Here is a 14,092-nt window from a genome sequence, read left to right as displayed (position 1 = left end):
GTAATGAATTACGTGTTCACCCGTGAGACTTGGTATTCATTTTTTTGTCCGAAGACATCAAGAATCCAGTCACCTGAGTGCCCACACAGATTGTCTGATAAATTGTTAAAGAGCAGTGCCGCTGTGTTTTCGCTGCGGCGCGGGGTGTGCATATTACGCTTTCCCGCTGTGAAGTCAACTGATTATTTTCAGATTTCTTTACCTGACAGGCCGGTGTGTATGCCGTTGTGCCGTGTCAGTGGAGGCGCATTATAGGGAGATAATTCTGGCTGACAAGTATAAAATTCAAAAAAGTTATCGTTTGATTACTTTCCAGGCAAACCGACCTCTGAAAGGTAATTTTTGCCTGGTTTTTATACAAAAACGAGCCCCTGAGGGCCCGTTTTCTTTATTTTGTGACTTACTGCACTGCCACAATACGATCGTCTTTTACGACAAGCTGCACCGTTTTGCCTGGAATAAGCTCACCAGACAATATCTGCTGCGCCAGCGGGTTTTCGATCTGTTGTTGGATAGCACGTTTCAACGGACGCGCACCATACACCGGATCGTAACCATTCGCGCTCAATAGCTTCAGGGCTTCGTCAGAGATAGTCACCGCATAGCCACGCTCTTCCAGACGTTTGTACAAACGCTGCAACTGGATCTGCGCAATAGCAGCAATATGTTTCTCACCCAGCGGATGGAAGACAACCACTTCATCAATACGGTTGATAAACTCCGGACGGAAGCTTTGACTTACCACTCCCATAACCAGTTCCTTCATATGACCATAATCCAGATCGCCGAAACGTTCCTGAATCAGATCGGAACCGAGGTTCGAAGTCATGATCACGACAGTATTACGGAAATCCACCGTCCTGCCCTGTCCATCCGTCAGACGACCATCGTCAAGCACCTGCAACAAGATGTTGAATACATCCGGATGCGCTTTTTCCACTTCATCCAGCAGGATGACGGAATAGGGGCGACGACGAACCGCTTCTGTCAGATAGCCACCTTCTTCATAACCGACATATCCCGGAGGTGCACCCACCAGCCGAGAAACGGAGTGTTTTTCCATAAACTCAGACATGTCGATACGCACCATTGCATCGTCGCTATCGAACATAAAGTTCGCCAGCGATTTACACAGCTCGGTTTTCCCTACCCCGGTTGGCCCAAGGAACAGGAACGAACCGATCGGGCGATTCGGATCTGACAGACCCGCACGGCTACGGCGAATGGCGTTCGATACCGCTTCTACCGCTTCGTCCTGACCAATCACGCGATGATGCAGGTCATGCTCCATGCGCAACAGTTTTTCACGTTCGCCTTCCATCATCCGCGACACCGGAATACCGGTCCAGCGCGCCAGCACTTCGGCGATCTCAATATCCGTCACGCGATTACGCAACAGACGCATCGTTTTGCCTTCAGCCTGGGTTGCCGCTTCCAGCTGTTTTTCCAGTTCGGGTATTTTCCCGTACTGCAACTCCGACATCCGTCCAAGATCGCCATTACGCCGCGCCTGTTCCATCGCGATTTTCGCCTGTTCCAGTTCAGCCTTAATGGTCTGGGTGCCGGAGAGAGAAGCTTTCTCAGCTTTCCACTCTTCTTCTAATGCCGAATACTGACGCTCTTTATCTTCCAGCTCTTCGTTAAGCATTTCGAGGCGTTTTTTACTCGCTTCGTCAGACTCTTTCATCAGCGCGCGCTGTTCCAGCTTGAGCTGGATAATACGGCGATCAAGACGGTCAAGCTCTTCCGGTTTAGAGTCAATCTGCATACGAATGCTGGATGCAGCTTCATCGATCAGGTCGATAGCCTTATCCGGCAACTGGCGATCGGCAATATAGCGATGCGACAACGTTGCCGCCGCGACGATCGCCGGGTCGGTAATCTGCACATGGTGGTGCAGCTCATAACGCTCTTTCAGGCCACGCAGAATCGCAATGGTATCTTCCACTGTCGGCTCAGCAACAAACACTTTCTGGAAACGACGCTCCAGCGCAGCATCTTTCTCTATATACTGACGATACTCATCCAGCGTGGTGGCACCAACGCAATGCAGTTCGCCACGCGCCAGTGCTGGCTTCAGCATATTACCCGCATCCATCGCACCATCGGCTTTCCCGGCGCCAACCATGGTATGCAGTTCGTCGATAAACAGAATGACATTGCCTTCCTGTTTAGAGAGATCGTTCAGCACTCCTTTCAGGCGCTCTTCAAACTCACCACGGTATTTCGCCCCGGCCACCAGCGCGCCCATGTCCAGCGCCAGAACGCGCCGACCTTTCAGCCCTTCCGGCACTTCACCATTAACAATGCGCTGCGCCAGTCCTTCAACGATAGCGGTTTTACCCACCCCCGGCTCACCAATCAGCACCGGGTTGTTTTTAGTCCGGCGTTGCAGTACCTGAATGGTACGGCGGATCTCTTCGTCACGGCCGATAACCGGATCGAGCTTGCCTTGTTCGGCACGCTCGGTCAGATCGACGGTGAATTTCTTCAAGGCCTGACGTTGGTCTTCAGCCCCTTGATCGTTCACGTTTTCACCCCCACGCATTTGTTCAATGGCCTGAGTCACATTCGCCGTAGTTGCGCCCGCCGATTTCAGTAAATCGGTCAGCGTACCGCGAGACTCCAGCGCCGCCAGAACAAAAAGTTCTGACGAAATAAAGTTGTCACCCCGTTTTTGCGCCAGCTTGTCGCAAAGATTGAGCACACGTACTAAATCCTGAGAAGGCTGCACATCGCCGCCGGTGCCTTCCACCTGCGGTAAACGGCTCAATGCCTCTTCAACGGCTGTACGTAGCGAGCCAGCATTAACGCCAGCAGAGGTTAATAAAGGAAAAACCGAACCGCCTTCCTGCTTCAGCAGGGCGCTCATTAAATGAAGGGGTTCGATAAATTGGTTGTCGTGCCCCAGCGCGAGAGACTGGGCATCGGCAAGAGCAAGCTGGAATTTATTGGTAAGACGATCCAGACGCATAACTCCTCCCATAACAGGTCAAAATTGCTACTGGAGATTAAATGAGGTCATCCCTCAATTATTCAAGGTGAGTGACCTGAATTATGCAAAAGAAAGCATATGCGAACTGGATCGTCTTGATTCTTTAGGTTATATCAGCCAAATAAAACTTGCCATACGGCCGGTTATCTTGTCCCGGCGGTATGAGAAAAAATTATCCTTTTGACTGAAGGTGCAGTGCTCACCACCGAATACTTGCTGGACGCCCACCGACGCCAGACGCTGGCGCGCGAGCTGGTAGATATCAGCAAAATATTTCTCACCGTGCGGACGAAAAGCCCGATCGGCCTCGACATCATGCGCCATAAATGCCTCACGCACTTCTGCGCCGACTTCAAACGCCTGCGGCCCAATCGCTGGGCCTAACCAGGCGAGCAGGTTTTCCGGCTGGTCGGTAAAACAGGCAACCGTCTTTTCCAGCACGCCCGCACACAACCCGCGCCAACCGGCATGAGCAGCAGCGACTTCGGTTCCATCACGATTGCAAAACAGCACCGGCAGGCAGTCGGCGGTCATCACCGCGCAAACCGCACCGGGCGTGTTGCTGTATGACGCATCCGCCCGTTTAGAGGTATAAGGCCCACCATCGAGCAGCAGTACGTCGGTACCGTGTACCTGCTCAAGCCATACCGGTTTTGAAGGCAGCCCTCCCCCGGCAAACATTCGTTTGCGATTCTCTTCCACATGCTCCGCATCGTCGCCACAGTGGGCGCCGAGGTTTAGCGAGTGATAAGGTGACAAGCTCACACCACCGATACGGGTTGAACTGCATGACGCCACGCCTTTCGGCTGCGGCCACTCAGGGAGGATCAGTTTGGTCATAACCAGGCGACATCGTCCTTATGGGTTTCAAAATCCGCGCGCATGGCAGCAATCAAATCCACCATGTCCTGCGGAATAGGCGCGTGCCACTCCATCTCAATGCCGCTGATGGGGTGGTAAAGACGCAGCATCGTAGCGTGCAGAGCCTGACGATCAAACTTGCGCAGCACATCGATAAATTCGTCGGAAGCGCCTTTCGGCGGACGCGGACGGCCACCATAAAGCTGATCGCCAACCAGCGGATGAGTGATATGCGCCATATGCACGCGGATCTGGTGGGTGCGGCCGGTTTCCAGACGCAGGCGCAGACGCGTGTGCACACGGAAGTGCTCCATAATGCGGTAGTGCGTTACCGCCGGTTTACCCATCGGGTGCACCGACATATGAGTACGCTTGGTCGGGTGGCGACTGATGGGTTCTTCAACCGTACCACCTGACGTCATATGCCCAATCGCTACCGCTTCATATTCACGCGTGATTTCGCGCAGTTGCAGCGACTCGACCAGCCGTGTTTGCGCCGGGATCGTTTTCGCTACCACCATCAAGCCGGTGGTATCTTTGTCCAGACGGTGCACGATCCCCGCGCGCGGAACATCGGCAATCGGCGGATAATAGTGCAGCAATGCATTCAGCACCGTACCGTCCGGGTTACCTGCACCCGGGTGAACGACGAGGTCGCGCGGTTTATTGATCACGATAATGTCATCATCTTCATAGACGATGTTCAGTGGGATATCCTGCGGTTCGAAGCGCGCTTCTTCTTCAATTTCCACATCAATAGTGATGCGTTCTCCACCCAACACTTTCTCTTTCGGTTTGTCGCAAATACTGCCGTTGACCTGCACGTGCTGGTCGAGGATCCATTCTTTTATTCGCGAACGTGAATAATCCGGGAACAATTCGGCCAAAGCCTGATCTAAGCGTTGACCGAGTTGGTTTTCGGACACCGTTGCGGTGAGTTGTACTCGTTGTGCCATATACAGCTTCTTCGTTAACGTTGGGTTTTACGGCTTCGCCGTTTAATATAGTGTGCTATTGTAGCTGGTCTTAGTCGGGAGCAGGAATAAAGAATCTCCCGCATAAACATTCTGAGGAAAGTCTAAACGTCATGACGCGCTTGAAATATCTGGTGGCAGCCGCCACGTTGAGTCTGGCTTTGGCGGGTTGCTCCGGTTCAAAGGAAGAGGTGCCTGATAATCCACCAAATGAAATCTACGCGACTGCCCAGCAAAAACTGCAAGACGGTAACTGGAAGGCGGCAATAACGCAACTGGAAGCACTGGATAATCGTTATCCGTTTGGTCCGTACTCACAGCAAGTGCAGTTGGATCTGATCTACGCCTACTACAAAAACGCCGATTTACCGCTGGCGCAAGCCGCGATTGACCGTTTTATTCGTCTGAACCCAACCCATCCGAACATCGATTATGTGATGTATATGCGTGGGCTGACCAACATGGCGCTGGACGACAGTGCTCTGCAAGGGTTCTTCGGCGTGGATCGCAGCGATCGTGACCCGGCTCATGCGCGTGAGGCGTTCAATGACTTCAGCAAACTGGTACGCGGCTATCCGCAGAGCCAGTACGTTACCGATGCCACCAAGCGTCTGGTGTTCCTGAAAGATCGTCTGTCGAAATATGAGCTGTCGGTGGTGAACTACTACACCGATCGCGGTGCCTGGGTTGCGGTTGTCAACCGCGTAGAAGGCATGCTGCGTGATTATCCGGATACGCAGGCGACACGTGATGCGCTGCCGAAAATGGAAAAAGCCTACCGCGAGATGCAAATGAACGCGCAGGCAGACAAGGTTGCGAAAATTATCGCGGCCAACAGCAGCAATACATAAGTCTCTGAAACACAAAACGGCAGCCAGTGGCTGCCGTTTTTTTATTCATTTCACCAATAGCTGAAGCGGTTTAGCCGCAATTCATCCAATCAACTATGACCGCTAATGGAGAGTTCCACAAGGTAATTTTCCCCTCTTCCTGTTCTGCCTCACAAAACCTTTCCTTTGACAAAAACCGACAAAATAATGTGATTTAAATCACGCTTTTTGACATTAAGCACGGTATGCTGAAATCACCAAGACGGAAAGACAAGAGGTAAAATTTATGACAATGAACATTACCAGTAAACAAATGGAAATTACTCCGGCAATCCGCCAGCATGTCGCAGACCGTCTCGCCAAACTGGATAAATGGCAAACACATCTGATTAATCCACATATCATTCTCTCCAAAGAGCCGCAGGGCTTTATCGCTGATGCCACGATCAACACACCGAATGGACATCTGGTGGCCAGCGCGCGGCATGAAGATATGTACACCGCTATCAACGAATTGATTAACAAGCTGGAACGGCAGCTCAATAAAGTGCAACACAAAGGTGAAGCACGTCGCGCCGCAACATCGGTGAAAGACACAAGCTTCGTTGAGGAAGAAGAAGAGTAGTCTCTACATTGAGTCCATATCCAACGCGCCTGCGGGCGCGTTTTTTATTGACAGAGCGAAAACAGTGCGGGTACTGTACTTCGGTCGCTCAAAGGAAATTTACATGAAACTTGTACCGTTCTTCTTCGCATTCTTTTTTACCTTCCCCAAATAGGGAGGCGATTCGTTTTGTGATAAAGAATGCGAAGACGAACAATAAGGCCTCCCACTCCGGGAGGCTTTTTTTTTAATAATAAAAGGCAACAACATGACGGCTGAAAACCCCTTACTGGATTTACGCGTAAAGATCAGTGCACTGGATGAGCAGTTGCTGACCCTGCTAGCCGAGCGCCGCCAGCTCTCCGTTGAAGTCGGCAAAGCCAAGCTCGACTCACACCGCCCGGTGCGCGATATCGACCGCGAGCGGGATTTACTGGAGCGCCTGATCCAACTGGGCAAAGCGCATCACCTCGATGCACATTACATCACCCGCCTGTTCCAGCTGATCATTGAAGATTCCGTCCTGACTCAGCAAGCTCTGCTCCAGCAGCACCTCAACAAGATCAATCCGCACTCAGCGCGCATCGCTTTTCTGGGGCCGAAAGGCTCTTATTCGCACCTCGCGGCGCGTCAGTACGCCGCCCGCCATTTTGAGCAATTTATCGAGAGCGGTTGCCTGAAGTTTCACGATATTTTTAACCAGGTCGAAACCGGCCAGGCGGATTACGCCGTGGTGCCGCTGGAAAATACCAGCTCTGGTGCTATCAACGACGTGTACGATTTACTTCAGCACACCAGCTTGTCGATTGTTGGTGAACTGACTGTGCCTATCGATCACTGTGTGTTGGTTTCCGGCTCGACAGATCTTGAGCAGATCCAGACGGTTTACAGCCACCCGCAACCTTTCCAGCAGTGCAGCCAGTTCCTGAACCGCTACCCGCAGTGGAAAATCGAATATTGCGAAAGCACCTCGGCTGCGATGGAGAAAGTGGCGCAGGCGAGCTCACCGCACGTTGCTGCGCTGGGCAGCGAAGCGGGCGGCGCACTGTACGGTTTACAGGTGCTGGAGCGGAATCTGGCGAACCAGACACAGAACATCACCCGCTTTATCGTGCTGGCGCGTAAAGCCATTGATGTATCAGAGCAGGTTCCGGCGAAAACCACGCTACTGATGGCGACAGGCCAACAGGCTGGTGCGCTGGTTGAAGCGCTGCTGGTGCTGCGCAATCACAACCTGATCATGACCAAACTGGAGTCGCGTCCGATTCATGGCAATCCGTGGGAAGAGATGTTCTACCTTGATGTGCAGGCCAATCTCCACTCAGCAGAAATGCAAAAAGCGCTGCGCGAACTGGGCGATATCACCCGTTCGCTGAAAGTGCTTGGCTGCTATCCCAGCGAAAACGTTGTGCCGGTCGATCCGGTTTAACACTCTCTGAACAGCGGTTTCTTCATCCCTGCCACATTCACCGGCAGGGTGAAGATAGCGCCAGAAAGCGGATAACGCGCCAGCTCTTCTTCCTCCATATTTTCCCGCGTGGTAGTAATAAACAGCGTTTTCATGTCATCACCGCCAAAGCAGACCATTGTCGGGCAACGTACCGGTAAACGGTACTCCGCAAGCTGTTCGCCCTGCGGTGAGAAGCGTGCCACGCGCCAGCCGTCGAACATCGCGCTCCAGTAGCAGCCTTCCACATCCACCGCTGCGCCATCCGGGATACCTTCCCCGGCAGTAAACCGGCGGAACACTTCCCGACGCCCCGGTTCGCCCTGCGCATCCAGCGGCGTACGATAAATCACACCGTTGGGCGTGTCGGAGGTAAACATCCATTGCTGATCCTGGCTGAACGCCAGACCATTCGCACCGTGAATATCGCACTGCACCACTTTCGGCGTCAGATCGTTATCCACACGCAGCAACAAAGCACCGTTGTAATCGCCCGGCCCCCAGAACGTCCCGGCGTAAAAGCGCCCCCGCTGATCGGTGCCGCCATCGTTAAAGCGCGCCAGTTGCGGGTTCGATGGGTTGTCGCACACTTTCTGTCGCAGCAGGCCGTGCGCATCCGTCAGCCAGATGGCGTTACGCATTGCCACGATAAATCCGCCCTTCTCGCGCAACGCAAAACAGCCGACCTCTTCCGGGAAGGAGAGCACCCGATGTTCGCCAGATGCCAGATGGTAACGATGAATTTCACCTTCCAGAATATCCGCCCAGTAAAGCGCCTGTTCAGCTTCGCTCCAGGTCGGGCACTCCGGCAGATGGCCGGTGTAATCAAACAGCTTCTGTAACTCCGCCATTGCGCATCCCTTAAATGAAAAAAGCCAGCGGTAACCACTGGCTTTTCAGTATAAACGGCTTTTCTTTTACTGGCGGCTGTCGTTCGCCTGGCGCAGCAATACGCGGCTTTCGTTCTGAAAACGCTGAGCGTAATCGCCAAACCAGTGCTCCACTTTGCGGAAGCTGTCGATAAAGGCCTGTTTGTCGCCCTGCTCCAGCAACCCGATGGCTTCGCCGAAGCGCTGGTAGTAACGCTTGATCAGCGCCAGATTGTTCGACGACGACATAATAATGTCTGCGTAAAGCTGCGGATCCTGGGCGAACAGGCGCCCAACCATTGCCAGCTCCAGACGATAAATCGGCGATGAGAGTGCCAGCAACTGCTCAAGCTGCACATTCTCTTCGGCCAGATGCAACCCGTAAGCGAACGTCGCGAAGTGGCGCAGCGCCTGAATAAACGCCATATTCTGGTCGTGTTCGACAGCGCTGATGCGATGCAGACGCGCGCCCCAGACCTGAATCTGTTCGAGGAACCATTGGTACGCCTCAGGCTGACGTCCGTCGCACCAGACCACCACCTGCTTGGCAAGGCTGCCGCTGTCCGGGCCAAACATAGGGTGCAGACCCAGCACCGGGCCTTTATGCGCCGACAACATCGCCTGCAACGGACCACTTTTCACCGACGCCAGATCGACCAGAATACAGTCATCCGGCAGCGGCGGCAGTTGGCCTATCACCTGTTCGGTCACGTGGATCGGCACACTGACAATCACCATACCGGCATCGGCCAGCAGCTCACCCGCCTGTGCCCAGTCCTCTTTCTCCAGAATGCGCACCTGATAACCCGACAGCGTCAACATTTTGGCAAACAGTTGCCCCATCTGACCCGCGCCGCCAACAATCACCACCGGCCGCATTTCAGGACACAGGGTTTTAAAACCTTTGTCATTTTCGCTGGAGTAGGATTCGCGCATCACGCGGCGCAGCACATCTTCAATCAGATCCGGCGGAACGCCGAGCAATTCGGCCTCTTTGCGGCGAGAAGCCAGCATTGAGGCTTCACGTTCCGGCACGTAGATCGGCAAACCATATTTGCTTTTTACTTCACCAACTTCGGCCACCAGCTCCAGACGGCGCGCCAGCAGCCCCAGCAGCGCCTTATCCACTTCATCAATTTGATCGCGCAGCGCGGTCAATTCAGCAACCATAACAACCTCTTAAGCGAAACGCGCCGCCAGACTATTGCGCAGATCTTTATCGATCTCACGCAGCAGCGCTTCGGTCGATTCCCAGCTAATGCAGGCATCCGTCACGGAAACGCCATACTTCATGGCGCTGCGCGGCTGCTCAGAAGATTGATTGCCTTCATGAATATTGCTTTCAATCATCAGACCGGTAATCGAACGGTTGCCATCTTTGATCTGTGCCACCACAGATTCGGCAACGGCAGGCTGGCGGCGGTAATCTTTGTTGGAATTACCATGGCTGCAATCTACCATCAGCGACGGTTTCAGTCCCGCCTGTTCCATCTCTTTTTCACACTGCGCAACATCCGCCGGGCTGTAATTTGGCGCTTTGCCGCCGCGCAGGATCACATGCCCATCCGGATTACCCTGGGTTTGCAGCAGGCAAACCTGACCGGCCTGGTTGATGCCGACAAAGCGGTGCGGCATTGCCGCCGCGCGCATGGCATTGATTGCCGTAGCCAGGCTACCGTCGGTGCCGTTTTTGAAACCGACCGGCATCGACAGGCCGGACGCCATTTCGCGGTGCGTCTGGGATTCGGTGGTGCGCGCACCAATTGCCGACCAGCTAAACAAGTCGCCGAGGAACTGCGGGCTGTTCGGATCCAGCGCTTCGGTCGCCAGCGGCAGGCCCATACTCACCAGTTCCACCAGCAGACGACGCGCAATCTTCAGGCCAGCTTCCACATCAAACGAGCCATCCATGTGCGGATCGTTAATCAGCCCCTTCCAGCCAACGGTGGTACGGGGTTTTTCAAAATAGACGCGCATCACCAGATAGAGGCTATCGCTGACCTCTGCGGCAAGGGCTTTAAATCGACGAGCATATTCAATCGCGGCTTCAGGATCATGAATCGAGCAAGGACCACACACCACCAGCAGACGCGGATCTTTTCCGGCAATTATGTTGGAGATGGTCTGGCGGGACTGCGCGATTTGCGCTTCCTGCTCAATGGTCAGCGGGAAAGCCGCTTTCAATTGTTCCGGGGTGATTAAAACCTGTTCGTCGGTGATATGTACGTTGTTCAGCGCGTCTTTTTGCATGATGGCGATCCTGTATGACTCGTTTTGCGATAAGGGTTCCTCCGCAGAGGATGGCGTAACCATACCACATACGGTAAAGATTTCAATCCACAAAACGTACCGATTTCTTTACATTGGCAATTTATTCCGCCTGATTACGGCGCCGAGTGTAATTATATATTTACATTCAGCGCCTTTTGCTTATGCCTGCGCGCTGGCTGAACGCTGCACGGCACGTTTCCAGCGCAGTGCATCAATCAGTATAAACAGCAGCAGACTGCCGCCCATCACCGGCAACATGAGCCCCAGCAGCAGCGCAATAACCAGCGTGCTAACGCGACCTGCCCGGCTTAAACTCAGCCAGCAAGAAAGCAAGGTTGCAGCCGGATTAACCGCAGCGCCTGCCGGTCGGCGAATCCACCACAAGCGATAGCCAACCACGATCATCACGCACAGTGCTGCGCCAAAGAGGATCAGTAATAACTGGTTCGCAAGACCGAACAACACACCCATATGAAAATCGACGCCCCAGCGCGTCAGTTTCGCCATCAGCGGGAAGTCGGCAAACCGCGTGCGATCAACCACCGCCAGTGTGCTGCCATTAATCGCTACCGCATCAACCTGCGTTGGCCAGCCGCGATCGATTTCTGTCACCGTCCACGCTTTATCCATGCTGCGCGGCGGACGGATTTCCAGCTTGCTGGCAGCAATTCCGGCCCGCCGGGCAACCTGCAACACATCATCGAATTGCACCAAATCCAGCGCCATTTCTGGCATGTTCATACCCGCATGATGCAGATGATGTTCCGCATGGGGATCGGTCGCCATCGCTGCGCCATCAAGCTGCGTGTTGACCTGCGGCGTCATCCAGCCAAAAGCCGCCCTCAGGCTATCGACATTGCCGCCCGCCCACTGCGACCACGTCAGGCCGGTGGCGGAAAACAGCAGCATACCGGCCAGCAGGCTCCAGCCGAGCACCACATGCAGGCGGCGATGGTTTTGCACCGCGTTATTTATCCGCCGTTTCGGACGCGTGAAAAACCACAGCGCAATACCGCCCAGCGCCGCCACCCACATCCATGAAGCGGCAAGCTCACTGTAGAGACGGCCTGCATCGCCCAGCAGCAGCGAGCGGTGAAAATAGTCGATCCACTGGCGCAGCGGCAAAATACCGCTGGTACCGTACACCGTCATATCGCCCTTCACCTGTAACGTTATGGGATCGATAAAGATGGCGCGGTTTTCCGACACGCCAAGTTGCGAATCGGCAAACATCACGCGCGTCGTGGCGTTGTCGGCAAGGCCTGGCCGCACAGCATGCAGGCGCAGATGGCCGCCGGTCACCTGCTCAGCAACAGCAATCTGCTCAGCAAGCGGCTGGCGAGTACCGGAGGACACACCATACAGCGCATCGCTGTAGAGGAGATTTTCCAGTTGTGGCGTCGCCACATACAGCGTGCCGCTCAGGGCCGCAATGAAGATAAAAGGCCCGACAAACAGGCCAATATAAAAGTGCAGGCGCCGCAGCAAATTCAGCCACGCCGCACGCGGGGTGCAGGAAGTCATACTTTTCCTCAGGAATAGTCAAAGCATGCCGTTACGCAGGGGCGAACGGCCTTTTATAAATGTCAGGAAAAGCAGAAAAGCGGCGGCGCGCGAGTATCAGGGTACAGCCAGGGGAAGAAGTGCCACTGTCTGACCAGCGGACGAGCAGGCTTCAGGCGAATGCGCAATGCACGCCCCATCAGCAGCAGCGCAACCAGCAGGATCAGGCCAGGCACATGCGCCAGCAAGACGCAGTAACCGCAGGCTTCAGCGTGATCCACAGGCAGGGAAGTTTGTGGGGGCATTTCCGGCTGAGATGACACCTCATGATGCATCGGCATGCTCATCTCGTGATGCATACCCGGCATGGCACTCATTGGATCTTGTTGCAGGGAGACGGAAATCAGCGGGGCGACGACGATCAGCAGGATCGCAAACAGCGCCAGCCATGTGGCTGAGCGTTTTGCTGCCCATTGATGAAAAACGTTCTTCACCGCATCTCCTCCCGATCGAGGCGGCATTGTAAATTAATCATCACCGGCAGGTTAAATTATTTCGAAAAAGAAAAGGTAAACGCAGCAAAAAAGTTAGTTAAGACGCTTTTTCTTCCACTCACAGCATTCAACGATTCATCCTTGCTTATCAGCGCATAAAACCTTTTTTCATGCAGCGAATTGCAGCGTTATGCAACCTCCGCCGCCATTTTGCCGCCATTAAGTTGCGACAGCGGGTTGAGCATCACCGCCTCTTCAAGATGATCGGGCGCAAAGTGGGCGTAACGCATGGTTTCACGGATATTGGCATGACCAAGAATGCGTTGCAGCACAAGGATATTGCCGCCATTGGTCATGAAATGCGCAGCGAAAGTGTGGCGCAGAACGTGGGTTTTCTGCCCTTCGGCCAGCGCGATATCGGTGGTGGCCAGCATTTTGCTGAATTCCCCATAGCACGGCTGAAACATCTGCCCTTGCAGCGGCGACAGCTCGTCAAAAAGCCACGGCGGAATAGGCACCGTCCGGTTGCGCCCGCCTTTGGTTTTGATAAAGGTGATTTTATTCGCCACAAGCTGCGCGCGATTGAGGTTTTCCGCCTCGCGCCAGCGCGCGCCGGTGGCGAGGCAAATTTTCACCACTCGCGTTAAATCGGCATGCCCGTAGCGTTCGCAGGCCGCCAGCAGGGTGATGATTTGCGGCTGCGTCAGCCAGGTCATTTCCCGCTCTTTTTCGCGAAAAATGCGCACGTTTTCAATCGGGTTCGGCAGCGACCATTCCCCCAGCCGCCGCAGTTCGTTAAACACCGCGCTCAGATATTGCTGCTCGCGGTTGACCGTGACTGGCTTCACCTTCCACTTTGCTTTGTCCGGCGTGTAACCGTTATCGATTTCTCCGCTCAGACGCTGGTCGCGATAGTGCGCCCAGGCTTTGGCGGTCAGACGCGAGGCGACCGGATCGCCCAGCCCGCGACAGACAATCTCCAGCTTCGCCATCCGCGACTTGCCCGCCGCCAGCGACTGGCCATGCAGCTTGAACCACAGCGCAATCAGCTCGCTTAAACGTCGGCGATCCTCTTTTTCGCCCAGCCACGGCTTCTCCTGCGCCTCCTGTTTCGTCCAGGATTCAAACGCTTCGGCCTCGCCTTTGGTATTAAACTGCCGACGAATACGCCGCCCTTCCCGCCCTTGCGGGTACAATTCGCACAGCCACTTGCCGTTTTTCTGTTTGCTGACCGTCATTGCCGC

The 14,092-nt window shown here is 54.4% G+C and carries 13 protein-coding genes and 1 other annotated feature; of the genes, 4 read left to right on the top strand and 9 right to left on the bottom strand.

The genetic code is table 11. The annotated features are described in order from the left end of the window. Positions 1 to 400: 400 nt before the first annotated feature. The 3 genes from clpB to rluD form a co-directional block, all read right to left on the bottom strand. Positions 401 to 2,974: an ATP-dependent chaperone ClpB gene (gene clpB / locus Y71_RS06690; protein WP_007370754.1), complete on the bottom strand. Its 2,574-nt coding sequence runs from the start codon at positions 2,972 to 2,974 to the stop codon at positions 401 to 403. Positions 2,975 to 3,103: 129 nt separating this feature from the next. After that, the gene (gene yfiH, locus Y71_RS06685) at positions 3,104 to 3,835 is read right to left on the bottom strand and encodes a purine nucleoside phosphorylase YfiH (RefSeq protein ID WP_007370753.1); all 732 of its coding nucleotides are present in this window, start codon (positions 3,833 to 3,835) and stop codon (positions 3,104 to 3,106) included. Next, on the bottom strand, positions 3,832 to 4,812 hold the full coding sequence (gene rluD, locus Y71_RS06680) for a 23S rRNA pseudouridine(1911/1915/1917) synthase RluD (protein ID WP_007370752.1): 981 nt from the start codon (positions 4,810 to 4,812) through the stop codon (positions 3,832 to 3,834). Before rluD ends, yfiH begins: the two co-directional genes overlap by 4 nt. A gap of 131 nt (positions 4,813 to 4,943) precedes the next feature. On the opposite strand from rluD, the gene bamD reads away from it, so the two are divergent. The 4 genes from bamD (at position 4,944) to pheA (ending at position 7,693) form a co-directional block, all read left to right on the top strand. Next, positions 4,944 to 5,681, top strand: a complete 738-nt coding sequence (gene bamD / locus Y71_RS06675) for an outer membrane protein assembly factor BamD (RefSeq protein WP_007370751.1) — start codon at positions 4,944 to 4,946, stop codon at positions 5,679 to 5,681. Between the two features lie 265 nt (positions 5,682 to 5,946). Further along, a complete protein-coding gene (raiA, locus tag Y71_RS06670) occupies positions 5,947 to 6,285 on the top strand; it encodes a ribosome-associated translation inhibitor RaiA (RefSeq protein ID WP_007370750.1) in 339 nt (112 codons plus the stop codon). A gap of 102 nt (positions 6,286 to 6,387) precedes the next feature. Continuing rightward, positions 6,388 to 6,513 (top strand) — a sequence feature (Phe leader region). Continuing rightward, positions 6,389 to 6,439 carry a pheA operon leader peptide PheL gene (gene pheL / locus Y71_RS30520; protein WP_194138581.1) on the top strand — a complete coding sequence of 17 codons (51 nt, stop codon included), beginning with the start codon at positions 6,389 to 6,391 and terminating at the stop codon, positions 6,437 to 6,439. It overlaps the preceding feature by 51 nt. Before the next feature lie 19 nt (positions 6,514 to 6,532). Further along, on the top strand, positions 6,533 to 7,693 hold the full coding sequence (gene pheA / locus Y71_RS06665; RefSeq protein ID WP_007370749.1) for a bifunctional chorismate mutase/prephenate dehydratase: 1,161 nt from the start codon (positions 6,533 to 6,535) through the stop codon (positions 7,691 to 7,693). Here the strand turns inward: pheA and Y71_RS06660 are convergent. The 6 genes from Y71_RS06660 to Y71_RS06635 all read right to left on the bottom strand — a co-directional run bounded on the left by Y71_RS06660 (position 7,690) and on the right by Y71_RS06635 (position 14,086). Next, the gene (locus tag Y71_RS06660) at positions 7,690 to 8,562 is read right to left on the bottom strand and encodes an SMP-30/gluconolactonase/LRE family protein (protein ID WP_007370748.1); all 873 of its coding nucleotides are present in this window, start codon (positions 8,560 to 8,562) and stop codon (positions 7,690 to 7,692) included. The genes pheA and Y71_RS06660 overlap by 4 nt on opposite strands. 66 nt (positions 8,563 to 8,628) lie before the next feature. Continuing rightward, entirely contained in the window at positions 8,629 to 9,750 is a 1,122-nt protein-coding gene (gene tyrA / locus Y71_RS06655; RefSeq protein WP_007370747.1) for a bifunctional chorismate mutase/prephenate dehydrogenase, read from the bottom strand. A 9-nt stretch (positions 9,751 to 9,759) separates the two neighbouring features. Beyond that, positions 9,760 to 10,830, bottom strand: coding sequence for a 3-deoxy-7-phosphoheptulonate synthase AroF (aroF, locus tag Y71_RS06650; RefSeq protein WP_007370746.1), 1,071 nt, complete (start codon positions 10,828 to 10,830; stop codon positions 9,760 to 9,762). 180 nt (positions 10,831 to 11,010) lie between these two features. Next, entirely contained in the window at positions 11,011 to 12,375 is a 1,365-nt protein-coding gene (locus tag Y71_RS06645; RefSeq protein ID WP_007370745.1) for a PepSY-associated TM helix domain-containing protein, read from the bottom strand. Positions 12,376 to 12,437: 62 nt separating this feature from the next. Further along, entirely contained in the window at positions 12,438 to 12,848 is a 411-nt protein-coding gene (locus Y71_RS06640) for a DUF2946 domain-containing protein (RefSeq protein WP_007370744.1), read from the bottom strand. A gap of 188 nt (positions 12,849 to 13,036) precedes the next feature. Continuing rightward, complete coding sequence (locus Y71_RS06635) at positions 13,037 to 14,086, bottom strand: site-specific integrase (protein ID WP_007370743.1); 1,050 nt, start codon at positions 14,084 to 14,086, stop codon at positions 13,037 to 13,039. Between the last annotated feature and the right edge of the window lie 6 nt (positions 14,087 to 14,092).

The sequence above is a fragment of the Kosakonia radicincitans DSM 16656 genome, assembly GCF_000280495.2.
Taxonomy (GTDB): domain Bacteria; phylum Pseudomonadota; class Gammaproteobacteria; order Enterobacterales; family Enterobacteriaceae; genus Kosakonia; species Kosakonia radicincitans.
The sequence above is the reverse complement of the archived record's forward strand: the minus strand, read 5'-3'. Positions and strand labels throughout refer to the sequence as shown.